Source organism: Mesorhizobium sp. M00.F.Ca.ET.216.01.1.1 (assembly GCF_004010325.2).
Classification (GTDB): domain Bacteria; phylum Pseudomonadota; class Alphaproteobacteria; order Rhizobiales; family Rhizobiaceae; genus Mesorhizobium.
Window position 1 is genome coordinate 57,112 of the sequence record NZ_SADR02000021.1, and the last position, 24,857, is coordinate 81,968.

The 24,857-nt window shown below is 61.5% G+C and carries 33 protein-coding genes; 21 read left to right on the plus strand and 12 right to left on the minus strand.

The features are described 5' to 3' along the window. The first annotated feature begins 718 nt into the window (after positions 1–718). Positions 719–2,209, plus strand: coding sequence for a glycosyltransferase family 39 protein (locus EN859_RS24675; RefSeq protein WP_127855426.1), 1,491 nt, complete (start codon positions 719–721; stop codon positions 2,207–2,209). Positions 2,210–2,667: 458 nt separating this feature from the next. Beyond that, a complete protein-coding gene (locus tag EN859_RS24680) occupies positions 2,668–3,561 on the plus strand; it encodes an alpha/beta hydrolase (RefSeq protein WP_127855427.1) in 894 nt (297 codons plus the stop codon). Here the strand turns inward: EN859_RS24680 and EN859_RS24685 are convergent. The 3 genes from EN859_RS24685 to EN859_RS24695 all read right to left on the minus strand — a co-directional run bounded on the left by EN859_RS24685 (position 3,558) and on the right by EN859_RS24695 (position 5,541). Continuing rightward, complete coding sequence (locus EN859_RS24685; protein WP_127855428.1) at positions 3,558–4,523, minus strand: NAD(P)-dependent oxidoreductase; 966 nt, start codon at positions 4,521–4,523, stop codon at positions 3,558–3,560. The two genes, EN859_RS24680 and EN859_RS24685, sit on opposite strands and share 4 nt — an antisense overlap. A gap of 178 nt (positions 4,524–4,701) precedes the next feature. After that, on the minus strand, positions 4,702–4,956 hold the full coding sequence (locus EN859_RS24690; protein ID WP_245525687.1) for a hypothetical protein: 255 nt from the start codon (positions 4,954–4,956) through the stop codon (positions 4,702–4,704). A 33-nt stretch (positions 4,957–4,989) separates the two neighbouring features. Continuing rightward, positions 4,990–5,541: a group 1 truncated hemoglobin gene (locus EN859_RS24695; protein WP_127855430.1), complete on the minus strand. Its 552-nt coding sequence runs from the start codon at positions 5,539–5,541 to the stop codon at positions 4,990–4,992. Between the two features lie 383 nt (positions 5,542–5,924). Here EN859_RS24695 and EN859_RS38305 point away from each other — a divergent pair, with 383 nt between their 5' ends. Next, the gene (locus EN859_RS38305; RefSeq protein WP_189502211.1) at positions 5,925–6,116 is read left to right on the plus strand and encodes a hypothetical protein; all 192 of its coding nucleotides are present in this window, start codon (positions 5,925–5,927) and stop codon (positions 6,114–6,116) included. Positions 6,117–6,483: 367 nt separating this feature from the next. Here the strand turns inward: EN859_RS38305 and dinB are convergent, their stop codons facing one another. Together dinB and EN859_RS24710 are read right to left on the minus strand one after the other, a co-directional pair. Continuing rightward, entirely contained in the window at positions 6,484–7,725 is a 1,242-nt protein-coding gene (gene dinB, locus EN859_RS24705; protein WP_127855432.1) for a DNA polymerase IV, read from the minus strand. A 128-nt stretch (positions 7,726–7,853) separates the two neighbouring features. After that, a complete protein-coding gene (locus tag EN859_RS24710) occupies positions 7,854–8,759 on the minus strand; it encodes a DUF6328 family protein (protein WP_127855433.1) in 906 nt (301 codons plus the stop codon). A 157-nt stretch (positions 8,760–8,916) separates the two neighbouring features. Here EN859_RS24710 and EN859_RS24715 point away from each other — a divergent pair, with 157 nt between their 5' ends. The 7 genes from EN859_RS24715 (at position 8,917) to EN859_RS24745 (ending at position 13,726) form a co-directional block, all read left to right on the plus strand. Next, positions 8,917–9,321 carry a YkvA family protein gene (locus EN859_RS24715; protein ID WP_127855434.1) on the plus strand — a complete coding sequence of 135 codons (405 nt, stop codon included), beginning with the start codon at positions 8,917–8,919 and terminating at the stop codon, positions 9,319–9,321. A gap of 258 nt (positions 9,322–9,579) precedes the next feature. Next, positions 9,580–9,846, plus strand: coding sequence for a hypothetical protein (locus EN859_RS24720; protein ID WP_127855500.1), 267 nt, complete (start codon positions 9,580–9,582; stop codon positions 9,844–9,846). Positions 9,847–10,071: 225 nt separating this feature from the next. Then, on the plus strand, positions 10,072–11,238 hold the full coding sequence (locus EN859_RS24725; protein ID WP_245525688.1) for a pilus assembly protein TadG-related protein: 1,167 nt from the start codon (positions 10,072–10,074) through the stop codon (positions 11,236–11,238). A gap of 56 nt (positions 11,239–11,294) precedes the next feature. Then, positions 11,295–11,684, plus strand: a complete 390-nt coding sequence (locus EN859_RS24730; RefSeq protein ID WP_245525689.1) for a TadE/TadG family type IV pilus assembly protein — start codon at positions 11,295–11,297, stop codon at positions 11,682–11,684. Positions 11,685–11,688: 4 nt separating this feature from the next. Further along, complete coding sequence (locus EN859_RS24735; RefSeq protein WP_127855436.1) at positions 11,689–12,084, plus strand: TadE/TadG family type IV pilus assembly protein; 396 nt, start codon at positions 11,689–11,691, stop codon at positions 12,082–12,084. Positions 12,085–12,327: 243 nt separating this feature from the next. Beyond that, positions 12,328–13,080, plus strand: coding sequence for a hypothetical protein (locus EN859_RS24740; protein ID WP_348632944.1), 753 nt, complete (start codon positions 12,328–12,330; stop codon positions 13,078–13,080). A gap of 238 nt (positions 13,081–13,318) precedes the next feature. Continuing rightward, positions 13,319–13,726, plus strand: coding sequence for a hypothetical protein (locus EN859_RS24745; RefSeq protein WP_127855437.1), 408 nt, complete (start codon positions 13,319–13,321; stop codon positions 13,724–13,726). A 134-nt stretch (positions 13,727–13,860) separates the two neighbouring features. Here the strand turns inward: EN859_RS24745 and EN859_RS24750 are convergent, their stop codons facing one another. Together EN859_RS24750 and EN859_RS24755 are read right to left on the minus strand one after the other, a co-directional pair. Next, the gene (locus EN859_RS24750) at positions 13,861–14,337 is read right to left on the minus strand and encodes a hypothetical protein (RefSeq protein WP_127855438.1); all 477 of its coding nucleotides are present in this window, start codon (positions 14,335–14,337) and stop codon (positions 13,861–13,863) included. A gap of 713 nt (positions 14,338–15,050) precedes the next feature. Then, positions 15,051–15,773, minus strand: coding sequence for a DUF1236 domain-containing protein (locus EN859_RS24755; RefSeq protein ID WP_127855439.1), 723 nt, complete (start codon positions 15,771–15,773; stop codon positions 15,051–15,053). A gap of 202 nt (positions 15,774–15,975) precedes the next feature. On the opposite strand from EN859_RS24755, the gene EN859_RS24760 reads away from it, so the two are divergent. Then, positions 15,976–16,275 carry a DUF1236 domain-containing protein gene (locus EN859_RS24760; protein ID WP_127855502.1) on the plus strand — a complete coding sequence of 100 codons (300 nt, stop codon included), beginning with the start codon at positions 15,976–15,978 and terminating at the stop codon, positions 16,273–16,275. A 105-nt stretch (positions 16,276–16,380) separates the two neighbouring features. Here EN859_RS24760 and EN859_RS24765 read toward each other — a convergent pair whose 3' ends face one another. After that, complete coding sequence (locus EN859_RS24765; protein WP_127855440.1) at positions 16,381–16,647, minus strand: exopolysaccharide production repressor protein; 267 nt, start codon at positions 16,645–16,647, stop codon at positions 16,381–16,383. A gap of 700 nt (positions 16,648–17,347) precedes the next feature. Here EN859_RS24765 and EN859_RS24770 point away from each other — a divergent pair. Together EN859_RS24770 and EN859_RS24775 are read left to right on the plus strand one after the other, a co-directional pair. Continuing rightward, positions 17,348–17,569 (plus strand): hypothetical protein, encoded by a 222-nt coding sequence (locus EN859_RS24770; protein ID WP_127855441.1) that lies wholly within the window; start codon positions 17,348–17,350, stop codon positions 17,567–17,569. A 392-nt stretch (positions 17,570–17,961) separates the two neighbouring features. Then, positions 17,962–18,243, plus strand: coding sequence for a hypothetical protein (locus tag EN859_RS24775; protein ID WP_127855442.1), 282 nt, complete (start codon positions 17,962–17,964; stop codon positions 18,241–18,243). 9 nt (positions 18,244–18,252) lie between these two features. On the opposite strand, the gene EN859_RS38310 is transcribed toward EN859_RS24775, so the two are convergent. Beyond that, positions 18,253–18,420: a hypothetical protein gene (locus EN859_RS38310; RefSeq protein WP_189502213.1), complete on the minus strand. Its 168-nt coding sequence runs from the start codon at positions 18,418–18,420 to the stop codon at positions 18,253–18,255. A 242-nt stretch (positions 18,421–18,662) separates the two neighbouring features. Between EN859_RS38310 and EN859_RS24780 the strand changes: the two genes are divergently transcribed. Then, a complete protein-coding gene (locus EN859_RS24780; RefSeq protein WP_127855443.1) occupies positions 18,663–19,004 on the plus strand; it encodes a hypothetical protein in 342 nt (113 codons plus the stop codon). Between the two features lie 70 nt (positions 19,005–19,074). Here the strand turns inward: EN859_RS24780 and EN859_RS24785 are convergent, their stop codons facing one another. Next, the gene (locus EN859_RS24785; RefSeq protein ID WP_127855444.1) at positions 19,075–19,977 is read right to left on the minus strand and encodes a LysR family transcriptional regulator; all 903 of its coding nucleotides are present in this window, start codon (positions 19,975–19,977) and stop codon (positions 19,075–19,077) included. Positions 19,978–20,082: 105 nt separating this feature from the next. On the opposite strand from EN859_RS24785, the gene EN859_RS24790 reads away from it, so the two are divergent. The 4 genes from EN859_RS24790 to EN859_RS24805 all read left to right on the plus strand — a co-directional run bounded on the left by EN859_RS24790 (position 20,083) and on the right by EN859_RS24805 (position 22,375). Further along, positions 20,083–21,069 (plus strand): zinc-dependent alcohol dehydrogenase family protein, encoded by a 987-nt coding sequence (locus EN859_RS24790; RefSeq protein ID WP_127855445.1) that lies wholly within the window; start codon positions 20,083–20,085, stop codon positions 21,067–21,069. A gap of 381 nt (positions 21,070–21,450) precedes the next feature. After that, positions 21,451–21,750 (plus strand): DUF1236 domain-containing protein, encoded by a 300-nt coding sequence (locus tag EN859_RS24795; protein ID WP_127855446.1) that lies wholly within the window; start codon positions 21,451–21,453, stop codon positions 21,748–21,750. Between the two features lie 115 nt (positions 21,751–21,865). Continuing rightward, entirely contained in the window at positions 21,866–22,072 is a 207-nt protein-coding gene (locus tag EN859_RS24800) for a hypothetical protein (protein WP_127855447.1), read from the plus strand. A gap of 75 nt (positions 22,073–22,147) precedes the next feature. After that, positions 22,148–22,375: a DUF2934 domain-containing protein gene (locus EN859_RS24805; RefSeq protein WP_127855448.1), complete on the plus strand. Its 228-nt coding sequence runs from the start codon at positions 22,148–22,150 to the stop codon at positions 22,373–22,375. Between the two features lie 210 nt (positions 22,376–22,585). Here the strand turns inward: EN859_RS24805 and EN859_RS24810 are convergent, their stop codons facing one another. Then, positions 22,586–22,795 carry a hypothetical protein gene (locus tag EN859_RS24810; RefSeq protein ID WP_127855449.1) on the minus strand — a complete coding sequence of 70 codons (210 nt, stop codon included), beginning with the start codon at positions 22,793–22,795 and terminating at the stop codon, positions 22,586–22,588. A 427-nt stretch (positions 22,796–23,222) separates the two neighbouring features. Between EN859_RS24810 and EN859_RS24815 the strand changes: the two genes are divergently transcribed. After that, the gene (locus EN859_RS24815) at positions 23,223–23,609 is read left to right on the plus strand and encodes a hypothetical protein (protein WP_127855450.1); all 387 of its coding nucleotides are present in this window, start codon (positions 23,223–23,225) and stop codon (positions 23,607–23,609) included. A 124-nt stretch (positions 23,610–23,733) separates the two neighbouring features. Here EN859_RS24815 and EN859_RS24820 read toward each other — a convergent pair whose 3' ends face one another. Then, complete coding sequence (locus EN859_RS24820) at positions 23,734–24,021, minus strand: DUF982 domain-containing protein (protein ID WP_127855451.1); 288 nt, start codon at positions 24,019–24,021, stop codon at positions 23,734–23,736. Between the two features lie 100 nt (positions 24,022–24,121). Between EN859_RS24820 and EN859_RS39580 the strand changes: the two genes are divergently transcribed. Both EN859_RS39580 and EN859_RS39585 read left to right on the plus strand, forming a co-directional pair. Continuing rightward, positions 24,122–24,658, plus strand: a complete 537-nt coding sequence (locus EN859_RS39580; RefSeq protein ID WP_245525690.1) for a hypothetical protein — start codon at positions 24,122–24,124, stop codon at positions 24,656–24,658. Then, a complete protein-coding gene (locus EN859_RS39585; protein WP_245525691.1) occupies positions 24,637–24,774 on the plus strand; it encodes a hypothetical protein in 138 nt (45 codons plus the stop codon). The genes EN859_RS39580 and EN859_RS39585 overlap by 22 nt, the downstream gene beginning before the upstream one ends. The last annotated feature ends 83 nt before the right edge of the window (positions 24,775–24,857 follow it).

Sequence of the window (24,857 nt, forward strand, 5' to 3'; positions counted from 1 at the left end):
TCTTTGCCGCGGATCTCCGCTGCAGGTCGAATTTTCCTGACAATGAACTCGAACGGAATGTTGGAGATCCGCAAGCGGTGTTCTCAGGCCACGGCCTTTAACTCGGGAGCGGCGATGTAGGCCCAAGGCCGGAGATCGTCGATCTGACTGTTGGGATGGCCGAACTTATGCAGGAATACGAGACCCGGATTGCTGCCCTTGAGCGGCTCGTCCGCAAGCAGGCTCTGGAAAGTGAAGGTTCTAAAGGGGCTCTGAAAGCGCACCGCCGCCGGTGCGCAGTCGCATATAAGATCATGATCTTCCGGCCGCCACCGGAAGGGGAACGAACCTTAGCTCAACCTGAGCAAGGGGGAGTGCTATCTCGACGCGGCGGCGAAGCCCCTCAGGCTCGCCGCCGAAGCCGGTAAGCTCGAGGGCATTCACTCTTTGTCAGATGGTCTGTGGATTTTCAGTCGACCAGGAGCGCGACCAGGTGTCGACAATAGCCAGATGAGCAGCCCCTTGCCGTGGCCAACTGATCATTGACAATCCGTCCACGTCGGATTGCATTTCGTTACCTGATGCTTCAATCGGGTCACGATGTGATTTATGTACAGCCGACCATTTTCGCGACGACCGCAATGGTGTAGCAGATGCCGGCGACCGCCTTGTCCCTGAGAGTGCGAGGAAAGATCCAGGTTTTCCGACTGCGTTCAGGATCGAGCTTCCGAAAAGTACGATGCAGCAAGGTTCCATTTCAGAAGCGTTGTCCGGTGCACGTAAGCGCCGATGGCTGGGTGCGGATCCCACTCTCCGTTTCGTCCTGATCTACTTTGCGTTGCAGATCATTTTCGTGACCTTCGTGTCGAATGGGGCCAGCATTGACGATGCCGAACAGCTTGCCTATGCCGGATCCTGGCAACTGGGATACGGCAGCTCGCAGCAACCCCTCTACAACTGGATCGTCAGTGCGGCCACGGCCGTTTTCGGCGTCAATCTGTTCACGCTGCAGCTGGTGAAGTTCGGCCTTCTCGCCAGCATGTATGCCAGCGTCTACTGCGGCGCCCGGCTGCTCGGACTTGGCCGGTGGGTTGCGGCGGCGGGCGCGCTCGGAATTTTTCTCCTGCCGCCGATCGGCTGGGAATCGCAGCGCGCCCTTACCCATTCCGTCGCGGGTGTGGCGGGCTGCGCCTGGACGTTCTTCTGCTTCGCCTGGCACATGAAGTCGAAATCGTGGTTCTCAGCCGTTGCACTTGGCCTAGCGATGGCGGCCGCCCTGCTTGGCAAATTGAACGCGACGTTCTTCATCCTAGCATTGCTGATCGCCGGGTTTTCAGTGTCGGATTACAGGAGGACACTTCTCTCGCGGACCGGCCTGCTCACCTTGGTCGTTCTGGTGGCCGCGCTTGCGCCGGTAGGCCTATGGATGCTGGAGCACAGTCGTCATGTGACCGCGCGGTCGCACAAGTTCGCCTTCGACAACAGCGGAAGCCTTTTGATCAGCCGGGCGACCGGCATTGGAGTGATGCTGCTGAAAACAGTTCTGTTTTCCTGTGTCGCGGTGATTTTCTTCGCCATCGCGGTCTGGCGCAACCGCGCCGACATTATTGCACGATCGCGTGCAATGGGCACTGGCGAGCGCTTCGTCGTCTTGCTCGTGTCATGGAGCCTTGGGGTGGTATTCGTCGGTATCGTCATCAGCGGGGCGACGCGCATCGAGGACCGTTGGCTTCAGCCAGTCCTTTTTCTTTTGCCGCTTTTGTTGGCGCTGCTTTCTTCGTGTCATATCCGCGGCGACAGGGGCCTGCGGCAGATCGCGTTCTGGAGCGCTGTGGCCGCTCTTGTCATCATGCCGGTGCTGGCACTCAACCTTTCCTACGGAAGGGCGGGAAAGCCGCCAATCGGGCAGTTGGATTACAAGAGCCTCTACGAACAGTTGCGGGAAGCAGGAGACTTTCAGGTCGTGGTTTCCGAGGGTCCGCAGATTCCAGGGAATCTGCGGCTATACGATCCAAACTTGGTTGTTGCCTATCCGGGGATGCCGGGCGCGGCATCTCGTATAAGACAGCCTGTTGTCGTGGTATCAACGGGCGAGCTATCTCAAGGCGTGTTGAATTTGCTCGCCGCCGCAGGCATCAGTTCCAGTCATGCCGAAGTCAGGCGAACGACACTTCACTACGTCAGCCAGCCGGATCTGACCCAGGACGTCAGCTATATCTTCGTGCCATAAAGGCCAGACCAGCATTTTCCGTCAGTCAGGATTTCTGAATAAAGACGACTGTGTTTGCCATCAACATAGGATCTCGGAAGCGCCCTTTACGATCTAAGGCCAAGTTTAGCGGCACGGGTGTTTCCGATGTCGTCGAACACCTTGGCCAGCTTCTCGATGGCCTGCCGTTTCCACTGCGTGATCTGGTCCAATTGAAGCTGGCGCTTCGTTGCCACTCCGAAATCGTCCGCTCGCCGCGGTTCGCTTCAAGGGAGATCCACATCGCGCAAACGCCGATCATAGAAGCCGCACGGCCATCTTGCGCGGTGCGGCTGCGAGAGGTCGCATTCCCACCTGGCTCCTTGCGGATTCATCGCGCAACGAAGTCCTTCCGGCTCGCTCCAGGCAGCCGGCTGTGATCCTTGTGATCCTTCTGCCGCGTTGTGCGTTGTTGCCCGGGTGCGCCGAGGAGACGGACGGTGTTTGCAGGTTTCAGGATCGCCAGCATAGAACTGGATGCTACGACCATCTTCGCAAGGATCGGCGGAACAGGTCCGCCGCTGCTGCTTCTTCATGGTTTCCCGCAAACGCATGTGATGTGGCGGGATATCGCCGCAGCGTTGGCGCCCCGCTTCACGGTGATCGCCGCCGATCTTCGCGGCTATGGGCAAAGCGGTTGTCCAGCCTCCTCTGCCGATCATGCTCCATACGCCAAGCGAGCCATGGCTCGCGACATGGTTTTGGTCATGAAGCAGCTCGGATTTGAGCAGTTCATGGCTGCCGGACATGACCGGGGAGGGCGGGTCGCCTATCGCCTGGCGCTCGACCATCCAGATGAAGTGTCCAAGATTGCCGTCCTCGACGTCATCCCCACGGCCGCCGCGTGGGACAGGGCGGACGCCAGGCTGGCTCTCGGCTTCTGGCCCTGGAGCCTGCTTGCGCAACCAGAGCCTCTGCCGGAGCGGCTGATCGGCGCGGCGCCCGATGCCGTCGTCGACGATGCAATTGCGCAGTGGGGATCGTCGGCAGGGATATTCTCCGAAGCTGTCAGGGCCGCCTATATCGATGCCTTGCGCGATCCCGCTCACGTTCATGCCATTTGCGAAGAGTATCGAGCCGCTGCCACGATCGATCGTGAACATGACGTGCTGGACCAGGCAACCGGTCGTCGCATCAAGTGCCCCTTGCTGGCGCTATGGAGCGGCCAAGGCGGCCTGGAGAATTGGTATGCCGATGAAGGCGGGCCGCTTTCTATCTGGAGAAAATGGGCTGATCGCGTTGAAGGCAACGCTGTCGAAGGCGGGCATTTCTTTCCGGAAGAGCACCCGCGCCAGACCGCAGCGGCTCTCTCACAATTCTTCGTCGGCAACTAAGAGAAGAATCGGGGAATTCCTTCCTGCGTGATCGCGGTTCGATACCAGGCAACAGTGCGTTCGAGGCCCTCGTCCAACGAGACGCGTGCATTCCAGTCGAGCAATTCTCGAGCCAGCACCGGCGAAGGGCAGAGGTCGACATCTTCTGAATCTTCCACATTGCGGAATTCAACATTCGCGGAGTCCGCACCCGTGGCGGCAAGAATCTCGGTTACTGTTTCGCGCATCGTGGGAGCATTGCCCGAAGCGATATTGACGACTTCGCCTCCCCGCAGATCTGCGTAGGGAAGGCGGCAGAGCGCCTCGACGACATCGTCGACGAATATGAGGTCCCGTCGCGCGCTCGGATGACGAATGGTCGAAGGCTCTCCGGCAAGACAATGCCGGATCAATGACGGAATGAGAAAGCTCTCCGACTGAGCGGGGCCATAAGTGAGTGACAGCCTCGCCGTGACGACCGGAAAAGGCAGCCGGGATTGCAAGCCTTGCACATAGTGCCCGCCAGCAACCAATGCGGCGGCGTAGACCGTGTTCGGCATTTCACGCAAGGATTCCACATGTGGCGTGGGAGCACGGCCATAGGCCGCGAGAGATCCCGTGCGAACGAACATCTTTGGCACCGGGCGCGCTTCTGCTGCCACTGCCAGCGTCGACAACAGGCCAAGGAGATCTTCGTTGACGCTCGCAAGGGCGTCGCCCAGTCCCGGCTTCTCCTTCCGTCTGGTCGATGTCGCAAGATGAAAAACCAGCTCCGGTTTGGCCTCGGCAAAGCAGCGTTGAAGTGCTTCATGGTCGTCCAGGTGCAAGCTGTGCAACTGGATATTGCCCCTGAACTGACGCAGGCGATGCAAGCTGGTTTCCGGGCGAACCAGCACATGAACGATGTGGTTTTCTTTCAGGCAGCGGGCGACAAGATGCGAGCCAATGAAACCTGCGCCGCCAGTTATCAACACACTAGCCATCTGTGTGCCTCTCAAACATGCGGGAAGTCGCGGGTTTTGTGACGCAATTCTCAGCCGCTCACGCCAGGATGCAACAGGTTTTGCGACAATTTCGCTAGATTGCGTGTTTTCCTGACGACGCCCGCCGAGCCTACTCCGCTCAGACCGCCATTGGTCTCCACACAAACCGCCATTGGTCCTAACACTTGCTGCGCCTGGCTGCCGCAATCGCAGCCTCCTGCCGCTGCAGCTGGTCGATTCTCGCGCTCTGGCGAGCAGTGACGGCAGCGGCGACACGCTGGCCGCCCCATAGCCAGGTTGGAATATTTGTTTGAGCGACCTTGCCCCGATTGACCGCTGTCCGCGATACGTCGGTGGCAACATCGCCCATGGCGACGTTGAGTTCGGCGCAGCTCATCTTGTCGTATTTCACAGTATCGGCGGACGCGCTCAAGGGCGATACGCACCCGCCGGCAAACACAGGGCTTCAGCCACGCTCGACATAGCCGGCGGTGACCTCGTCTTTGTGGGCGGCGAAGGCTGCCAGGACCTCGGCTTGCTCGGGCTTCGGAACCTTGAAGAAGTCCAGGGTCCGCCCGAGTTCAGCTGCGACCTCATCGAATTCTGCGGGAGAGATCCGGAGATCCCGGTGGGCCTCCTCAAGGCCGAGCGGCGTCGTGCCGGGCTTGGTGGCCACGAACTTGAAGGGGCCACCAGAAACATCGCAGACCCACAGCGTGCGCATGAACTTGAGGCCGGGCAGCCGTTCAAGGTTCTTGGTGTGCCATTTCCGCAGCCGCCGGTTTTTGGACTTCTTGCCGACGATGGGGTTCTTCACGACGGCGTCGCTGAAGTGATCCACCACCGCTGCGATGGCGAACACGCCCCCCAGCCGCTCATACAGACTTTTCTCAGCCGTGGTTTGCTTGGCCTGCGCGAGCGCGTTGTCGCTAGGCAATACCGCCGTCGATGCGGCGGCCAGAGCTAGCCCTGCGACGACGCCTCGTCTTGTGAAAGAGGTCGAAACAGCCATTTTCATCTCTGGTCTCCTTCGAGTAAAGCCAGAGCAAGCCGCAGCCTGTCTGGCGGCATCAATGAAGTGACATTCGGACATATCCACTTTGCCTTAAACCGGCATCGTCTGAGGAATTAACGAGCCCCTGCCCGATTTATTCCGATTGACCGCATTCCAATCATCAATTGCGTCAAGGGCGAAAACCGCGTGCGCGCCATCAACACCGACTGCGCCTGGCTGCCGCAATCGCAGCCTCCTGCTGCTGCAGTTGTTCGATTCTCGCGCTCTGGCGGGCAGTGACGGCAGCGGCAACACGCTGGCCACCCCACAGCCAGGTTGGAATATTTGTTTGAGCGACCTTGCCCCGATTGACCGCTGTCCGCGATATGTCGGCAGCGGCGTCACCCATGGCGACGTTGAGCTCGGAGCAGCTCATCCTGCTGTACTTCGCGGTATCGACGGACGCGCTCAAGGGCGATGCGCATCCCCCGGCAAACACGACGCTGACGCTACATATCAGGGGCGCGATAGCGGAGATCACCTTCATTTTCTCAGCCCCAATCCGGCGCCTGAACACGAGCAGAGCGACGCCGCTCTAAAAACCTGACTTCTCGTATCCTGCCAGAGCTTGCGGATCGCGCCACCAAATATTCATACAGCGTTAACGCCGCGCCAGGGTTTTCCGCTGGGCGGATATCCCCAAACCCTATATCGCTTGGCGCAACTGTGGATACCATTCGTCCGTTCGTGGCTCTCTTGATCGCGAACGGCAAACGCGCTTACCCTGAGGGGGACTGAGCGCGCCCTTTGTTCTCCTCGACTTACGCAGCCCGCAGCGTCGGCGATGCATGACGAATGCCTGCAGCGCGAGAGGCCGCATCGGCAAGCTGTCCCGCAGACGAAGCGTCTTGCTGCGAAATCCGAAGAGGTGGCCCGCGGCCATCGTCCGGCGATCCAGCCGGACGCTCACAGCTCTTTCTCCGCCAGCTCGCGGAACGCGTCGGGGACCGAGCGTGCGGCTTCCAGCGCCACCGCGCCATAGCCGACGGCCTGCTTGCCGAAGCGCTCGCGGATCGCATCGACGGCGCGGTCGGCGCCAAAGCGCGCCAGCCCCTTTTTCGTGCCGGGCCGGCGCTTCTCGTCGTCGAGGCCGAGCGGCAGTTCCAGTTGCAGCTCTGCACTCTCCTCCAGATGCGAGACCGAGATCGCCAGCAGCGATATGGTCCGTTCGTGCGGGTGTGAAGCGAGCACGTCGCGCACCAGCTCTTCGGCGATCTCGGCCAGCATCACGGTCGCCGAAATCGGCTGGTCGAGCGTGACCGAGCGCGTCACCGAACGCAGGTCGGCGAAACGGACGCGCACCGTCACCGTCCGGCCCGGCCGCGACTTTGACCTGAGCCGGCTGGCGACGCGGTCGGCCAGATGCAACAAAACGGGTCCGAACACCCGCGCCTCGGCCGGTTTCTTGCCGAGCGCCGACTGCGCGCCGGCCGAGTGCGCCCGCCGACGCGTCTCGAGCTTGCGCGGGTCGCGGTTCCAGGCCAGCGCCGCGAGCTTTTCCCCGGCGGCGGGGCCGAGCAGCCGTTCCAGCGACCCGCCATGGACCTTCGCCAGCTGGCCGATGGTCTCGACGCCGATCCCCGAGAGCCGCGCTGTCGTCGCCGGCCCGACGCCCCACATCAGCCCGACCGGCAAATCGTGCAGGAAGGCGAGCTCGCCGGCGGGATCGACCACCACCAGCCCGTCTGGCTTTGCCACCTGCGAGGCGATCTTGGCTAGATGCTTGGTGCGCGCCACGCCGATCGAGATCGGTAGGCCGAGTTCGTCCCGTATCCGGCTCCGTACAGCTTTGGCGATTTCGGCCGGCGGCCCGAACAGATGCGTGCAGCCGGCGACGTCGGCAAAGGCCTCGTCGATGGAGATGCGCTCGACCAGCGGCGTAAAGTCGTCGAGCACCTTGATGGCGGCGTCGCCCAGCCGCTGGTAGTCGCCGAAATGGCCGCCGACGAAGATGAGTTGCGGGCAAAGCTCCCGCGCGCGCCGTCCCGGCATGCCGCCGCGCACGCCGAAGGCCCTGGCCTCGTAGGACGCGGCGAGCACGACGCCGCCGCCGACGCCAATCGGCTTGCCTCTGAGCGACGGGTCGAGCAACTGCTCGACCGAGGCGTAGAAGGCATCGAGGTCCGCGTGGAGGATGGTGGCTTCCATCCCGACCGTTTCCTGCGGCATTGCAGCATTAGCCGCGTCTGTTATGAGGGTGTGTTCCTCGAACAAATAGAGAACAAATGGTGTTTCCTGTCAAGCGGCGTGTGCAGCCGCTAATGGGCCTATTCGCTTCACCCGGCTTTGCGCGCCCGTCGCCTCGACAACGGCCAGATGTGCCACAGTCCGACAAGCACGATGAAAGCCGAGCCGGCCGCAATACCGGCGGCCAACGGCATTCCGGTGATCTTCGCGACGATGACGTCAATGTCGGCGCTCAATCCAAGCGCGAGAAACACCGTCGCCGAAAGGACGAACCGGCTTGCGATCTTGTAGAAGGCCTCGACCATCGCGCCCGCATAGACGATACGATGGTAAGCTGCTGGTGTCACGAGCAGGATCGTCGCCAACGCAATGCAGCCGAGTGCCGCGCCATGCAGCAGTTTCGCGTGACCCGGCAACTGCGCAAAACCGTCCGTCAGAACAATGGCGAGCTGAAATCCCAACAGTGCCTGTGCACCCGGCAGCACAACCCGGCTTTCGGTCAGCACCAGCTCGATCTTGGCTTCCGTTGATGCCTTCGAGCTCTCCTCCTCATCATCGTGCTCCGGCCGGCCCCGATTGAAGATATTGGGACCGTACCAGAAGCCGATCGCCGCAATCAGACCTGCCCCAGCCATGGCGCCGGCCGTCAGCAATCCCTGCATCGCGCTGCCGGCGACAAACAGGTCGAGCGACAGCGCCACCGCGAATGGCAGCAGGGTCAGCGCGGCGACCTGCGTTATCAGGCGATCGATGGCCGCCCCGGCATCGCCGCGTTCCACGATGCGATGATAGGCGCTAGGGGTGATCAACAGGCCGACGACGACAACCATCGCCGCAATGGCGCCGAGGTAAGCAACCTTGGCATAGTGGGGCAGGGCGTCGAATGCGTTCTGAAACGGGCCGTGGAACTGAAATCCCAGCAGGATCTGTGCGCCTAGCATCAATGTCCTCGATTCATCGAGCGCGATCTTGGTGCGCTTTTCAGCTTTTCTCACCGCCGCAGCTCCGGCGCTTCCTGCCTCCGCTTACCCGGCAACGCGAATCTCCGGATTTTGTTGCTCGGGGTTGATCGGTTTGAAATCCGCAAGCCGGTCGGCTATGCCGGGTGCTTATCCCGTTTGATTTGCGCGGATCTTGCAGACGGATGGCGGCGTGACGGTTCTTTCATTCCTAAAGAGTTGGGCCTCGCTCAGGAATTGGGCGCGCGGTGTCAAGCGCGACGTGGTTGCGCTCTGGATCGCCGGGCGCGACCCGCGCGTGCCTTGGTATGCGAAGCTGGCCGCCGGCGCCGTTGCCGCTTATGCGCTGAGCCCGATCGACCTGATCCCGGATTTCATTCCGGTGATCGGCTATCTCGACGACATCATCATCGTGCCGCTCGGCATCCTGCTTGCGGTCAGGCTCGTGCCTGCGGCGCTGATGGAGGAGTTCCGGCAGGAGGCGATCCGTCGCGAGGCCCGACCGAAGAGCTATGCCGGCATGGCCGCCATCGTTCTCGTCTGGCTGGCCTTCGCTGCCTGGCTGGCCTGGCTGTTCTGGCCCGGCCGCGCGAGCTAGGCCAGTGTCGCGAAGGGGTTCCGGTCATGGGACCGGTTTTTGTCGGCGCCGCTCGCCAGCGATTTCAAGCGGTTGTGGCGGTTTTCGGAATCGGTTTGTTCGCTGTTTGCGGACTATGCCGGCCATGCAGGCAACCTGCGACGAAGATGCCCGACCCTGAGCCTGGAACATTGTTGATCGCCGCGACGTTCATAGCCGTGATGGGACGCTATTTGCGGGAGGCCTGACATGGGCCACTTTGACATAGGCCACTTCGACGTGGGCCACTTCGAAATGATCGATCTTCTTTCCGTCATCGATGCCTGCACGACTGACCGCGCCGCGGGGCGGTTGGTGTCGATGGCCAAGGCAGTGGAAGAGTTGCGGGTGCTGACCGGAGATTTCGTCTCGCCGGACGAAACCGTGGCCAATGCCCTGTCGACGGTGGCACTGGAACGCGGCTGTGCGGTTCTGTTCGACGAACAGCCTGGCGCCGATATCGTGCAAGCGCCATGGCAAGAGGCCTCACCGGTGGATGACGCCTGAGCGCTGCCGAACGTGCGCAACCGCACTAGCGAACCCCTGGTCCGTCTGACAGCAGGGTTCTGCATGCTTCGTATATGGCCGCCCTTCAGAGTCGACTAACAAATCGAGTGAAATTCTTAGGCATTGATTCATGCATCGCTGCTTAAATGCCTTATGGAATCGTGCGCCCGTATCCTCAGACGTTTTCTCGGCGGTCGGCCTCGAGGCGAGGGCACGCGCGGAAACGTGGCCATTATCTTTGCCCTGACCTTGCCAGTCGTCGTCGGCGGAGCGGGCCTCGGTGTCGAGACTTCCTACTGGTACTACAGCAGCCTGAAACTGCAGGCGGTGGCGGATACGGCAGCCTATGCCGGCGCTTTGGAAAAAGTGTCGGGATCAGACAATGCGACGATCATCTCGGCCGCAACACTATCGGCGACCACGAACAACTTTGATACGTCGACAGGCACGATCGAGGTGTTCACACCGCCGACGTCCGGAGCATATGTCGCGAAAAAGGCGGTTGAGGTCATCGTTCATCAGAATCTCGAGCGATTTTTCACCTCGATATTCAGTCAAAGCGCGGTTGGTGCACGGGCAAGGGCCGTGGCTCTTATTACCGACGCTTCAAAAGCCTGCGTTCTGGCGCTCAATCCTTCCGCTTCGAAAGCGGCGCTCTTCTCCGGCAGTGCGAATGTCAAACTGACAGGCTGCTCGGTCATGGCCGATTCGATAGCCTCGGACGCCCTCAAGCTTCAGGGATCGGCAACTCTGCAGGCCGATTGCCTGATATCGGCAGGCGGTGTTTCGTTGAGCAACCCTGTGACGATGGACTGTGCGAACGCGATGACCCAGGCTTTGCCGGCCGCAGACCCCTTTGCCGATTTGGCGGCGCCAGCAATAGAGAAGCCCTGTAAAAACACCAACAAACCGACAAGCCTGCAACCCGGGACATACTGCGACCTGAGCTTGAGCAACGATGTGACCCTCTCGCCCGGGGTATACGTCATCGATGGCGGGGATTTCAAAGTAAACGCGAACGTGCATGTTTCCGGCGACGGAGTTATCATCTATCTGGCCGGCAGCTCCCGCGTCAACATCAACGGCACGGCCAGCGTCAATCTCAGCGCACCGACGTCAGGTACCTATTCCGGTGTGTTGTTTTACGGAGACAGGACCAACCTCGGGGGAAAGAATACGTTCGACGGCACGGCGGATTCGCTTTTGACCGGCGCTTTGTATTTTCCAAAACAAGAGGTCGATTATCTCGGCAATTTCTCGGGCAAGGGTGGTTGCACACAGGTCGTCGCCGATATGGTGCAGTGGTCCGGCTCCTCGAGCATCAACCAGGATTGCACGAGCCTTGGAATGAAGGACATTCCGGCGACGCAGTCCGTTCAGCTTGTCGAATAGTCCCCGTGGAACAGCGATCAGCCCGGATTTTCCGGAGCGATTCTGGTGCCGCCGCAGTGGAGTTCGCGCTGGTTGTCCCGATCCTTTGCGTGGTACTTCTTGGCGTCATCGACGGTTGGTCTTTCGTGACTAGCTCGCTGTCGATGCGCGCCGGCGTCAAGACGGCGGCAAATCTTGTCATGGCAGGGGCAGCCGACGATGCGGCTACCCAGGCCGTGGCACTTTCGAGCTGGGAACACCGTCCCGAAGGCGCGCAGGTGACGCTGACCCGCAGACACATGTGCGGGAGTACCGTGGTCGATGCATCGAGCCTGTGCGGTGGCACGAAAGCGTCCTCGATCTTCGTGGAAATAACAGCGACAGCCACTTGGTCCCCGCCCTTCCTTTTCGGCGTGTTTTCCGTTTCTCGCGACATCGGTCACCAGGAGGTGATTCGTGTCCGCTAGATGGATGTTCAGGGCGTTCACGCGTGATGCATCAGGCGGAGCTGGGCTCGAATTCGCGCTGATCGCGCCTTTTCTGATAATGCTCTTGTTCGGAATCTTCGCATTCGGCTGGGCGCTGAATGCCATGTCGAGCGTTCGTTACACGCTGGAAACGTCCTCTCGCGCGCTCCAGATGAAGAACTCGCTGACCGAGGCCGAGATAGAAGCCATCGCCACGGAAAAATTGCTGAGTTTGGGATTGAAAGACGTCGATGTGACGATTGCAATCGATCCCGCCAGCGGCGGTTTTCGCATGGCGCACCTGACCGCCAGCTATGCTTTCGTGATCGAGTTCCCGTATTTCGACAGGTATCCGATAAATTACGCGACAACTGTCACGGTTCCGCTGGTTGCAACGTGACGGTGCTCTATTTTTGGTAGATCCCTCCAGGGAAGGGGCAAGCTCAAGAGAGCGAACCTCCAATGGTTGAAGACCGGCCGGCTCAGCATTTGTCTAAAGTTTCCTGTAACTAAACCTAGGCTTTCGCCATATTCCGTTCTACAGCCACTATGGCGGAGGTGCGATCCAAACGGAGGAATCATGACATCCCGAAAGAACCTTTTCGCAGCGCTTGCCGCGTTCGCGCTTCTGGCATCTCCGGCATTGGCCGGCAACGGCCACGGTGGTGGCCATGGTAACGACGGCGGCAACGGCAATGGCGGCGGCAATTCCAGCAGTTCGCACGGCAAGTCTGCGTCAGCCGGCGGGCATGCATCGACCAAGGCAGGAACAAAGGCTGCGAAACAGGCCTCGGCGAAACAGCAGGTCGCCTCTTTGTCCAAGGAAGAAAACAAAGAAAAAAATCTCCATGCGAAGCTTGGCCGGCTGAACTCGCTGCAGCGGAACGTCAACGCCTACATGAATTCCAAGAGCAAGAACTTCGCTGCCGTTCAGGCTTTCGTGATGGCGTCCGCGAACGCCCAACTCGCCCAGGCTACGCTTGACAAGGCGAACGCGGCGGTGGTGGACGCTCAGGCCAAACTGGATGCCCTGAATGCGCAGCTGGACGCGTTGAGTGCGCCTACCCCTGAGCAGATCGCGGATCTGGAAGCGCAGATCGCTGACCAGCAGGCTGCGGTTACGGCTGCTGAAGAGGCGGCTGCCGAGGCCCAGACAGCAGCTGACGAAGCCGCTGTCGGCACCGACGATGCATCGCTCGACGCGGCGCTGGCGGAGATGGCCAACAAGCCTGTCGACGCCGAGGTCACGGACTGGGCAAAAGGCGTGCTTGGCGACAAGATCGACCAGGTGGCCGACAAGCTGGAAGCGGCTCAAGCGGCAGCACCCACCGATCCGGCTGCGCCAACCGATCCGGACGCCCTCGTGGAGCCGACCGAGACCGGAGCGACCGAATAGCCTCGTGAGCGAGCTCGCCGCCGGGGTCAGTCCTGGCGGCAGGCCACCTGACGGTCGCCGCCGAATCTGAAAAGCCTACAGTCCCTCTGCACCCGCTCCGAGCCTTGCAGTGGCAGAAGCGAAGCTGTTGCTCACCCCCGCAGGCTCTTTGTAAAATATCCGCCCCAAACCCTTACGGTCCAAAGGCTCTGCGTGTATTCTCCTCGATGTCGGGGTTCGACGTTGGGGAGAAAATGACATGCCTAAAGTTTCGGAACTTTTTTTCAAGACAGCCACCGTGTTTCTCATGCTGGGGATAGCGGCCGGCCTGCAGATGGCGATCACGGGCGACCATGGCGCTTTCCCGGCGCACGCCCATATCAACCTCGTGGGATGGGTCACGAGCGCGATATTCGGCGGCTACTATGCGCTCAATCCGGAAAAGGCCGGGCGCAGGATCGCGATGATCCACTATGGCGTCTACACGCTTGGCCTGGTGGTGATGACGCCGGCCCTGTACCTGATGCTGCATGGCAATCCGACGCTCGAGCCGATCGTCGCCGGCGGCTCGCTGATCGTCGCCGCTGGCGTGCTGATCTTTGCTTTCGTGGTGTTCTCGCCGGAAACCGTGCGCTCGGTCTCGGGGATGCCGTCGGCCACACGCTGAAGCCACCGCGCGTTACGCCACGCGAGGGGATCGACTAGCCATTGCTCTAAGGGCAGCGCTTGCCTACCCGTAAGCGCTGCCCTGGCGGTCTTCGCAGGACCGGCTGGCGCATGCCCTTGTTTCCCTTGCTGGGGCTACGGCTGGGTAGCGCCGCTACTTCGCACGATCCAATCCAGCAAGTCCGAATCGACATCATCGCTACCGGTAAACTCCCTGATCAAAAGAGCGGCGTATTCCCGCCATTGGTCTTCGGGAATTCGCTCTTCGATGAGGGAGTTTATGAAGGCGCTGCGAAGGATATCGCAATCGAGCGCCGATACCGAAATACCTGGCTTACCCATGATGCAACCTCCCACAAAGGGCGGAAACAGAATGGTAACCTGAGGATTCATAGACCTTTCACGTGTGGCTTCAATTGGATTAAACGTACGTTTTTTACCAAGCAGCGAGGCCGCGTTGCCCGCCTTTTTGGGCGCGCTAGGTTTGGCGGGCGGCAAACTCCCAAAATCCGCCGCAGTGGCCGACGCGGCCTTAGGCAATGCTGCTTCACCAGCATCGCGTCGGCCATTCCCAACGGAACCATTACCAGTTGGTCGCGTTTGATGCGCCACATGGGAATCCCGAAATGGATGACGAACAGGACAGAACACCCAGCGTGCCTGACAACTTTTTCGTTCGGCGCTTGGTTAAAGAGGCGCATATCACCGAAGAGCAGGCTCGCGAGCTTATCGCTTCTTTTGGGTACTATTGGCCGTCGCTTATACGAGAGGCCCATTTTCTAACCCGGAAACGCTAGCCGCCTGTTCGGTCTGTCAAATATATAATCACCCTTGGTGGCCTGATATCTGATCGCCAGAGATTCTTCGGCGTCGGCATCGGGTGGTCGTGCGCCGAGACCTGACGCCCCCAATACACCACGGTCCGGCGTGCAAGGTGGAACCAAGCGGTCAGCATCGCGTTGGCTATCCAATCATTCAGGAGGAGCTAATGGACCGCAGCGTTCACGAGGCACGGTGGATTTTAGCGCCTGTTTTCGGTATCGGCGTCGTTTTGGTCGCCGTCGGAATCGTGTTCGGCTAAGGCCAGGTTCCGCCTTGAAAAGCTGATCAGAACGACCGTCGAACAAGGTCCCTTCATCGGCGGCCGTCGACCCGCTGCCCTTCATATCCGAAAGGCGGCGGGTTCTGGTTTTTGCGGATGTTTTCCGCTTTCGTCAGGCGCATACCTCTTGCTTTCCCGAGCTTGAGCCCCGCAGGCAAAAAAGGCCCGCCATACCGACCGGTGGGCAGGCCTTTTAAGTGGTCGGTTATGTCGTTGGGGACCGTTAGGTCAGGATCACAACGATCTTGAGGGTATCCGGGTCGACGATGACGATCCGGCCATCGGCCAGCACGAAATACTCGTACGACTCGTACTCCGGCACGATCTTGACGATACGCGGCGGCAGACGATGCAGCCGAACCTTGTGCCGAGATATCTCGATGCCGACCGAGATATCGAAATCTACGCTTGAGACTGGTTGGACCTTCGTCTCCCTGATTACCTGGCTGATCTCGGTTTTCTGTTCAACGGTCACATTGCTGATGGAACCGGTCGAAGTCTGATCCTGGGTCTGAGTGGAGGCCTTGCCCTGAGCCTGCTGCTCGGTGGTGGTGCCGGCCTTACCTTGGGCCTGCTCGTCAGTCTTGAGCTTGGGCTTGCCCTGGGCCTGCTCCTCGGTAGTGGCGCCGGCCTTGCCCTGGGTCTGCTCCTCCGTCTGCATCTTCCGCTTGCCCTGAGCCTGCTGCTCGGTGGTGGTGCCGGCCTTACCTTGGGCCTGCTCGTCGGTCTTGAGCTTGGGCTTGCCCTGGGCCTGTTCCTCAGTGGTCGCGCCGGTTTGGCCCTGGGTCTGCTTCTCCATGCTCGAGCCCTTCTGGCAGTCAGTCGCGCCGGCCGGGCAATTGGCATCCGTTCCCGGTTGGGTCTCGGCGGGCTGCTGTGTCTGAGCTATGGCCGCCCCACACCCGACACCGAGCGCCAGCATGCTGGTAATCAATACGCGTTTCATGGGAAGTCTCCTCGGAAGTGTCGGTCCCTTCATTGGGTAAACTTCAACTGAAAAACTTTGTTCCAGGGCAAATTGACCGGGGAAGCCGCGGATTTGGCGGAACAAGCCTCGTCCCGGCGGCGTTTACGACTCAGTTTACCCGGCTGCGAACTGCATGAGGCAGCGCAGCGAAGAGGTTGCTTACGATGGAAAGAGGACGATCATGAGAATGCATCTTCCCACTGCCGTCGCCGGGCTGTTGCTGCTCGCTGGCGTCGGCGCCGCCGCCGCTCAGGACGTGGTTATCCAGCCTGAACAGGAAACAATCATCAAGGAATATGTGAAAAAGCAGCCGTTGGCGTCGGTGAAGATTCCCGGCGTGGAGCTCAATATCGGCTCGACCTTGCCCGATACCGTCGAGCTGCATGAAGTTCCCAACGTCAAATACCGCTACGTCGTGATCGACAACCAGACCGTCGTGGTTGATCCGGACACACGCAGGGTCATCGAGGTCATTGAGTGACCATCTGCAGGTGCAAGCCCGTCGCCTTGCGGCGTGATGGGCTTTTGCCCCAAACACGCCACGAAACTCCGGAATCGACAGGACAGGGACGGCTAGCCCGCCGCCCTATCGGAGCATCGACAGCAAGGCGTGGATGATGCCGTCCCGCTCCAGCGGGGTCTTGGCCGGGACCGAATTGTCGGCCTCGGCCGCGCTGGTGGCGTGGCCATAGATCAGGAACAGCACAGCGATGAAGTAACCTGCCTGCAGCAGCAGGGCGGCGACGAACGTCCATCCGAGCGATTGCCAGACCGATCCCGTGGCCGTGTAGACCCATGCCATGATTGCAAGAAGCGCTGCTGCCATTCCAACAAGGAATTGCGGAAAGTACATTTACCCAATCGAGCATCGAAGCTGATTGCAGCCGGAATGCCCGCCCATGTTTCTACCCGGTTCGAGCGTTACACCTTTTGCGCGCAACTGCAAGCAAGCACGATGTCGCTGTGGAAGGCCGCACCTCTCGCACGCCACGCCCGCCGACAGAGTTGCCCTGGATCGCGACCAGCTACCGCGATCGCCTACTGGCTCGCCCCGCCACCTCTGCTAGGTTCGCGTTGCGGTGGACCTGTCCCGGTCGGCCGGCGCCTGCCATGCTTCTTCGGGCGACGCCGGCCTTCGCCGTTCTCTTCGACGCCCGGGGAGAGATGAGCGTTCCGCGCTTGTTTTAAGATTTTTGAGATTTCTTTTAACGAGCTTGAATTCGTTCTCGACCCTTCGAAAACGCTTGTCGGAAATCTGCGAGAGAAGGGATGCCTTCACCGATATAGCGTAAATCGGCAGCCTCAACATCCCGTCTGCCTTCCAACACTGGTGGTTGGCGAAGGCAATGATGTTACCGAAGGCTTCGCCATTTTCCAGCGCTGGCCCCACGCCTCATTATTATTTAGTGACCACTTTGCCGGAACCTTCCAACGCATCGCGCGTTTGGCCGCTTGTGTTCGCAGTGCCTCAAAAATAGGCAGACATTGGCGGCGCGCGAACGAGCAGGGCGGGGCGGCAAAACAGACATGGGCGGGGGAGGGAGCGAAATGAAATGTCGAAACGTGAAATCGGAACGTCCCACACATTGGGGATGCGCGTTGCCGACCTCAAGGCCAGGATGCAAGGCGCACAGATTACCGAGCATGAGATGAAGACCTTCCAGAAAGTCGCTGCCATCATGGGGGGCGCCGAGGGCTCCCTACGCCTCGACGCCGACGATCTGATCGCCGCGTCCTTCGTCACCGAAACCTTGGGGGAGTCCACGTCGAACTGATCGGCCCGCCGGTCACCACGGAAAAAGCGAGCACAACCATCGAATCCTCGGTTCGCCGCGGAGCACACGCCGTTTGAGCGCGTTTTCGTTCGCGTGCGATGTCCAACATCTCGCCAGCGTCCGGCCCGCTCGTTCCCGAGCCGGCGCGTCGATGAGGTCCGCGCCGATGAGGCGCGGCAACCTTTTTGCCCGGCCGTGGAACAAATCCGCCTTGTCGCGGTTCTGACGGTAGCCGCATCCCGCGGTTAGAAGCGGTCCCTCCCGCTTCGTGTTCTCGCCCCGCTGGCTTCCCGCCGGCGGGGTTCTTGTTGCGCTCAGCTGTGCCCGACAAAGGCAGGAATCTGCTCGTCTTTCGTCAGGCTGGCGGCGCGCCAGGCGGGGGAGGCACTGCCATGAGGATAGCTGCCCTGATCCTGCGCGAACTGGTCGGCATGTTCGTCGATGACGAATTCCTGGCATTTGCGGTGCTCGCCGTGGTGGCGCTTGCCGCCGCCCTCGGCAAATGGATGTCCGTGCAGCCGCCAGTCGTCGGCGGCGTGCTTCTGGTCGGCAGCGTCGTCATCGTGGTGAGCAGCACGCCGAGGGCGAGCCGCAAGCGGCGCACAATGAACCATCTCACCGTTTATTGTCTCGCCGCCTCGCCGGCCCATCAGCGAGGCGCTGCTCCGCGCTGACAGCCCGGTTCACAGCTCGTCCGGCAGTCCGCCATCCTTTTCGATGTCGTAATCGCCGTTTGCCGGCACGCTGTCGGGCAGGATCCTGCCCACCGTGGTCGCGTCGCGTCCGCTCGCCGGTGGGTCGCGCTGCTCACCGTCCTGCCGCAGGGGCGACGGCGCCTCGACCTCGTCCATTGGCTTCCCGCGCGGTTCCATCGCTGGTGATTTCGGATTCGCCACACCGGCCTCCTGTAGTCGGTACGCCGGTGCCTCGAACGCACTCTGTTTGAACGCACGACTCTGAAACTCATGACCCGGGAACTCATGAACCGGCCGGCCGGTTCCCGAAAACGGTAACCGGGCTTGTTGCGCACGCCGGAACCAATCGCCGCCCGCCGGCTTTGCAAGGAGATGGCTTCGCAGGAAAGGAGCTCGACATGAGACCTCTTGCAATGTTTCCTTGCGCGCTGGTGCTGGCGCTGGCCGCACCGATGGGCGCCTTGGCGAATGACCAGATCGACAACCAGGCGACCACTCAATCCAGACCTTGCCAGGCCGAACCGCAGGATCAGAACGGGGCGCAGGACCAGAACGGAGCGCAGCAGAAGCCGCTGGTCGACGGCACCGGCAACAATCTGTCCGACAAGCTCAGTCCTTGCAACGGTGTCTTGCGGCCGCCGCCCACCGGTGACCTGGGCATGACCGCGCCGCCGCCGGACGAAGGGAAGACGCCGATAATCAAGCCCGGCCAGGTGCCGCCGCAGCCGCCGAAGCCATGATCCGAAGTTTGCAGCGCGGTGACGGGATCGACGCGATCGATGGCCCAAGGCATTCCACGCCATGAGCATCTCACCCCATGAATTTGGGCAATGCAGCCGCCAACGCATCGACGGCAAGACGTACTTTTAGCGGCAAGTGAGGTGTCTGCAGCCACAGCGCATAGGCGTCGTAAAGAAATCCCGGCTGTTCCGGCAACAGCGGGACAAGCGTTCCTGCCTTGATGCGCTCGCGAACCAGCCAGTATGGAAGCCAGGCAAGCCCCATGCCCGCAGCGGCGGCATCGGCGATCGCATCGAGGTCGTCGAGCCGCAACCGGCTGACCGGCGTGATCTCCAGCGCGGGCTGGTCATTGCGCGGAAACAGCCACGGTTGAACGACACGGTCCAGGCGGCGGTAGATAATGGCGTGGTGGCTGCCAAGGTCGTCTATCCGCAATGGCCGGCCGTGCACCTCGAGATAGGACGGTGAGGCGCAGACGACCATGCGCTGGCGCGCGACCCGACGCGCTGTCACTCCGGCCTTGTCATCCGGGATGCCGGTGCGGATGGCAAGGTCGTAACCGTCCTCGGCAAGGTCGGCGAAGCGGTCACTGAGCGACAGATCAAGTTCCAGCGAGGGATACTGCCGCGCAAGCTCCAACAGGACCGGGGTAACGCAGTGCCGGCCGAAATGCGCGGGCATGGTGACACGCAGCTTTCCGCGTGGTTCGGAAAGCTGATCGGCAGCGAGTGCGTCCGCAGCCTCGGCTTCAGTGAGCACCACCCGGCAGCGCTCATAGTAGGCGCGCCCGAAGTCGGTCAGGCTCTGGCGGCGTGTGGTCCGGTTGATCAGGCGCACGCCTAGGCGCTCTTCGAGAAACCGGACATGCTTTCCGACCATCGGTCCGGACAGATCGAGCGCCGCAGCGGCTGCGGCGAACGAGCCCAGGTCGACGGCTTTGACGAACACGGCCATGCTCGCAAGACGGTCCATATTAAAAACCCTTGGTTTCTACTGTTTTGCTTCTGAGGCCCATTTATCCACAAAACACCCGCTGACATAGCATATTCAGTTCAATTGTTTTGGAGTTGTGGCTGGATGGCACGCGTTGTTCGCTTTCATGAGCATGGTGGTCCCGAGGTTCTGCGCATCGAGGACATCGATATCCCCCGGCCCGGCCGGGGTGAGATTCAAATCCGCGTCAAGGCGCTGGGGCTCAACCGGGCCGAGGCGTCGATACGCGCCGGCACTTATATCGAGACGCCGCCGCTGCCTTCGAGGCTTGGCCTCGAGGCAGCAGGCATCGTCGAAACGGTCGGCGAGGGCGTCGACGGCTTTGCGCCAGGCGACGCCGTCAGTGTCGTGCCGCCGATATCGATGGTCCGCTACCCCGCCTATGGCGAGCTCGCCACATTCCCGGCCGGGCACATCGTCAGGCACCCGCCATCCCTTGGCTGGGAAGCGGCCGCGGCAGTCTGGATGCAGTACCTCACCGCCTACGGTGCCCTGATCGACATTGCCAAGCTGCACAAGGAGGACATCGTCGTCGTCACCGCGGCATCGAGCAGCGTCGGACTTGCGGCGATCCAGGTTGCCAACATGGTTGGCGCGACCACCATCGCGGTCACGCGGACGTCTGCCAAGAGGCAGGCCCTGCTTGAGCTCGGCGCCGCGCATGTCGTCGTTTCGGCGGAAGATCTGGAGGCCCGGCTGAAGGAAATCACCGGCCCGCAGGGTGCGCGCGTGGTCTTCGACGCGGTCGGCGGTCCGATATTCGAACCCCTGACGGCGGCGATGTCGCGGGGTGGCATTCTCATCGAATATGGCGGCTTGAGCCACGAGCCGACGCCTTTTCCGCTGTCCGTCGTGCTGGCAAAGACACTGACGCTGCGCGGCTACCTCGTCCACGAAATCACTGGCGATCCGGCGCGGTTGGAGGCCGCCAAGGCCTTCATCCTCGACGGGCTGGTATCGGGTTCGCTCAAGCCCGTCATCGCCAGAACCTTCGCGTTCGACCAGATCGTCGAGGCGCATCGCTTTCTGGAGTCGAACGAACAGTTCGGCAAGATCGTCGTGACAGTCTGACGTCAGGCCTCGGCCGCAGGGTCGCGCAAAAACGCCGCCTCGGTGATTTTCGGCGTCACCATGGAACATTAGCATTCACTAAATGTTATTTCCGAGGCAGCCCGATACCATCCCCTCCGGTATCCGCTGCTGATCGGGCAACCGATCGGCCCGCGTCCCGCCGCCCGGGGCGCGGGCCACCAGATGGCCTCTGCCGCAAGACGGGGGAAGGGTTGCCGGCAAAGCCTGACGCAGCAACGATGTGCCGGTCAATTTAGCCATGACTCACGGAACAAGAGGCGTCGCCCGGCGTTTGCCAACCGAGGTCGCCATCTCGACTTCTGTCGTTTCTGCGTCAAGCAAAAGGCAGGGCGACGCTCGCAAATAGAACAGGAGACAATGATGAAAACCCCTCTGATTCCTGCTGTCGCCGGGCTGGCTCTGCTTGCTGGTATCGGTGTGGCAACCGCAGATCAGGTGATCGTCACGCCTGAACAACAGACGATCGTCCGCGAATATGTGCACAAGCACCCGCTGGCCTCGATCAATCTTCTGGGGGTGGAACTCAATGTCGGCTCCACCCTGCCTGATACGGTCGAGCTTCAGCCGATTCCCGACGTCGAGTATAGATACGTGGTCGTCGGCGATCATGCCGTGCTGGTCGAACCCCGCACACGCAGGATCGTGCAGGTCATAGACTGAACCGACTCGCCTGCCGTTCCCTCGCTACGACAAGGGGAACGGCAGGCGTCACCCGGCGGCCGAACGGCCGCCGGGAGTGTTTGTTCCGTCTGGAAACAGGAAAGGAGCCACTTTCATGTTGCCGCACGCTGAAACAGCCAATGTGGCGGCGTTTGTCGACAAACTACTTGCTGAGCGAGGCACTGCCCTCCTGTCGATGAAGGAGGCGATTGCCGTGGTGCGTGAGCGGACCGGTACCGAGCGCTCGGACGCGGATCTGGCGGGGCTGATCACCAAGAAGGCGGCGCTGCTCGGCGTCGCGCTGCTGTCCGACAGGAACTGAAGGCTGACACTTGCCACTCAAGACGCCGATCGAAATTTCGGCTAACGTTGCCGGGACCTAAGCAAGGAGGCAACAGTGACGGACGACAGGCAGGAACGTATTCGCCAGCGGGCACACGCGATCTGGGAACGGGCCGGTCGGCCCGAGGGCTCGCATCAGCAGCACTGGGACCAGGCCACCGCCGAGATCGACAGCGAAGCTGCCAAGCCGAAAGCGAAGGCAGCCCCCAAGAAACCTGCGGCCAAGAAACCTGCCGCCGCCAAGGCCAGCAAGCCAAAGGCCGTCAGGTCGGGCAAAGGCTGAGCCTGGAGCATCGGACCCAAAGTGGAAGCCGGTTTTTGGGAAAATCCGATGCTCGAACAGAGAGCATCGGACCCGAAAAGATAGAGCGGCGGCGACGATTCGATTTCCGCACCGCCGCGTCACTCGAAAGTAACGGCATGATGGTGGAGGGCGCCTGAGGCGTCTTCGATCGCCCTGTGTCGGCCCTGCCGGCGGCGATCAAATGCTGGATCAGTTCTTCGTCAGGCCTCGCGGCGGATAGGCGGGTTCATCCTGTTGGCGGATGTCGGCGGGAACATCCCGCTTCAAAAGTTCGCCCAGGACACTGGCGGCCTCCAGCAGCAGGTCCTTCACCTCTTCCGGGCTGAGCTTGTCGACATGCTCGGCCGCATCGAGCAGATCAACGACGAGATCGACGCCTTTCATGTGAAGATGAGGCATAGTCATAGCCTCCTGTAATGCGGGTTTCTCATGCTCGCCCGCAACCTTGAAAAGATGCCAAAATCCGGCCCGGGTTTCAATGATTTTTGACGGCTGGGATTTTGACGGCAGGCGGGCGCCATCATTCGCGAAACCGCATCGCGGCGCTCATGCCTCCCAGGCATCGCTGGAGATGGCGAAGCGGATGCCTGCCGCCGTCATGGCGAGTTCGCATTCGGTGATCTGGCGAGGACGGCACCGTCATCCTGTTCGACAGGCTGACGGGCAGGGCGGTTTCCGGCCTCACCAGGCATGCCGCAGAGGCGGCGCTGCAACGCCTCGCGAACCCCGCCTGACGGGCCAGCCGAACCTCCGAAACCAATCCGCCGCGGCCTTCGGGTCGAGCGCTCGCGCTTGGGCGAACCACTGCAACCAATGGATCCCCAACATGACTGCTTACACCGACACCGAATTGCAGGAGATCGCCGTCTGGCTGAAGGACGGCCTGTCGGCCTCCAGGATTGCCGTCCGCTTCAGCGCGCTGCGCGGCAGCCCGGTGTCGCGCAGCGCCATCATCGGCATCGTCCACCGCAACCAGGTGCTGAAGGCGATCGGCTTTGCCAATCCCAAGGGCGGCAGGGCCGGCGGCCGGCCCCGGAAAAACGCGGTAACGAAGAACGCGGCAAAGCCCATCGCACCGGGGGAATCCGGAAGAAAAGTCAGGCCGTCAGGGCAGGCAGGGCGGGTCGCCGGAACAACTCAGGCAGCCCGTGAAACAGGCCAGGTCGCTGCCGCCGGCCTGGCTGCCGCCCCGCCTGTTCCTGCGCGAGGATGACAGGGCGGTGCCGGACGGCCCGGCCTACCGCTTCAAGGTGCCGGCGCCGCGTCCCGTCATTGCCAGGCGCCAGCCGCATTTCGTCGCCATGCGCTTCATCGACTCCTGTTTGGAAAGCGCCAACCTATTTCGGCATCCGGTTCTGGGCGCCTGTGCGTCCGGCCGGCATCTCCGGGCCGTCGCTTTGAACGAGAATCCCCGTCACCCTGGCAAAGCCGGTGAATGCTTTCAGCGCATCGCCAGCCGGGATCTGGGCGGCGATCGCCGCGCTGCAGGCATTGAGCGCGCTGCGGTAGACATGGCCGCGCCGGTCGATCGGCCAGCGCTGCAGGAAGTCGGCGGCGTCGTTGACGTCATTGATTTCTTCGACCTCGCCCTCGAAGCTGACCTTGATCGGACGTTGCGTTCGCATCGTGCCCACGACGCTAAACCTCGCTGTGATTTTCCTGGCTGTAACCTTCCGTAACGCGCGACGACGCTATGCGGTTGCATAGCCGGCTTTGGGGCAGGCCATGAGCGGCACCATCTGGTCGAAATTCTTCTGGTCGGACTGGGAATCCGACCCGGCGCTGCGCCTCTGCTCGTTTGCCGCGCAGGGGTTCTGGATGCGCGTGCTCCGCATTGCGGCGGCGCACGACCGGATCAGCTATGTCGCGGTTGTCGGCAAGGGCCTCGACGAAACCGCGCTCTCCCGGCAGGCACAGGCGAGGCGGCGCGCCTCTACGAGTCTCCAACGGCGGCTACACCTCAACCGGCGGCATCGTGCGCGTGCGCAACGTCGACCCGCTGACCGGCATCACCTCGCTGTCGCGACAACAGTGCGAGGCGGGCATGCGCTACCGCGAGGATTTCCGCTCTTCATCGCAGGAAGGCGTCAAGCCGATGGCGTGGGTGGCGTGGGAACAGCGCGTCGACGGCGGCCGAATCGGTGGTGGCATCGCCGACCGTACCTGTCGGCCGGCCGCGCCTACGCCGACGCCACCAGGGCGATGGCCCATTGGGAGGTCTCGGGCGTGGTGCAAAAGGTGTGCTGCGCCGCGAATCGGTAAAAAGCCTGGCCGAACAGAGCGGCGAGCCGCGCGACGTCGTCACCAAGCTGCTCAAGATCGGGCTCGATATCCTTGCCGTTCACTATGGCATGATGCTGATGCGTAAGCCGCGGTGAGGGGGCGAACCTTTGTCGCTCCCAGCGCTCACCGCGTCCCGCCCACGGGCAACTCGATTGCCGACCGGGGCCGGCAATACCGT

Coding starts and splice junctions, on each gene's coding strand:
- EN859_RS24675 (WP_127855426.1), top strand. CDS start 719: ATGCAGCAAGGTTCCATTTCAGAAGCGTTGTCCGGTGCACGTAAGCGC.
- EN859_RS24685 (WP_127855428.1), bottom strand. CDS start 4,523: ATGGCTAGTGTGTTGATAACTGGCGGCGCAGGTTTCATTGGCTCGCAT.
- EN859_RS24695 (WP_127855430.1), bottom strand. CDS start 5,541: ATGAAAATGGCTGTTTCGACCTCTTTCACAAGACGAGGCGTCGTCGCA.
- EN859_RS38305 (WP_189502211.1), top strand. CDS start 5,925: ATGGCGACGTTGAGCTCGGAGCAGCTCATCCTGCTGTACTTCGCGGTA.
- dinB (WP_127855432.1), bottom strand. CDS start 7,725: ATGGAAGCCACCATCCTCCACGCGGACCTCGATGCCTTCTACGCCTCG.
- EN859_RS24735 (WP_127855436.1), top strand. CDS start 11,689: ATGTTCAGGGCGTTCACGCGTGATGCATCAGGCGGAGCTGGGCTCGAA.
- EN859_RS24745 (WP_127855437.1), top strand. CDS start 13,319: ATGCCTAAAGTTTCGGAACTTTTTTTCAAGACAGCCACCGTGTTTCTC.
- EN859_RS24755 (WP_127855439.1), bottom strand. CDS start 15,773: ATGAAACGCGTATTGATTACCAGCATGCTGGCGCTCGGTGTCGGGTGT.
- EN859_RS24760 (WP_127855502.1), top strand. CDS start 15,976: ATGAGAATGCATCTTCCCACTGCCGTCGCCGGGCTGTTGCTGCTCGCT.
- EN859_RS24765 (WP_127855440.1), bottom strand. CDS start 16,647: ATGTACTTTCCGCAATTCCTTGTTGGAATGGCAGCAGCGCTTCTTGCA.
- EN859_RS24770 (WP_127855441.1), top strand. CDS start 17,348: ATGTCGAAACGTGAAATCGGAACGTCCCACACATTGGGGATGCGCGTT.
- EN859_RS24775 (WP_127855442.1), top strand. CDS start 17,962: ATGAGGATAGCTGCCCTGATCCTGCGCGAACTGGTCGGCATGTTCGTC.
- EN859_RS38310 (WP_189502213.1), bottom strand. CDS start 18,420: ATGGACGAGGTCGAGGCGCCGTCGCCCCTGCGGCAGGACGGTGAGCAG.
- EN859_RS24780 (WP_127855443.1), top strand. CDS start 18,663: ATGAGACCTCTTGCAATGTTTCCTTGCGCGCTGGTGCTGGCGCTGGCC.
- EN859_RS24785 (WP_127855444.1), bottom strand. CDS start 19,977: ATGGACCGTCTTGCGAGCATGGCCGTGTTCGTCAAAGCCGTCGACCTG.
- EN859_RS24790 (WP_127855445.1), top strand. CDS start 20,083: ATGGCACGCGTTGTTCGCTTTCATGAGCATGGTGGTCCCGAGGTTCTG.
- EN859_RS24795 (WP_127855446.1), top strand. CDS start 21,451: ATGAAAACCCCTCTGATTCCTGCTGTCGCCGGGCTGGCTCTGCTTGCT.
- EN859_RS24800 (WP_127855447.1), top strand. CDS start 21,866: ATGTTGCCGCACGCTGAAACAGCCAATGTGGCGGCGTTTGTCGACAAA.
- EN859_RS24810 (WP_127855449.1), bottom strand. CDS start 22,795: ATGCCTCATCTTCACATGAAAGGCGTCGATCTCGTCGTTGATCTGCTC.
- EN859_RS24815 (WP_127855450.1), top strand. CDS start 23,223: ATGACTGCTTACACCGACACCGAATTGCAGGAGATCGCCGTCTGGCTG.
- EN859_RS24820 (WP_127855451.1), bottom strand. CDS start 24,021: ATGCGAACGCAACGTCCGATCAAGGTCAGCTTCGAGGGCGAGGTCGAA.
- EN859_RS39580 (WP_245525690.1), top strand. CDS start 24,122: ATGAGCGGCACCATCTGGTCGAAATTCTTCTGGTCGGACTGGGAATCC.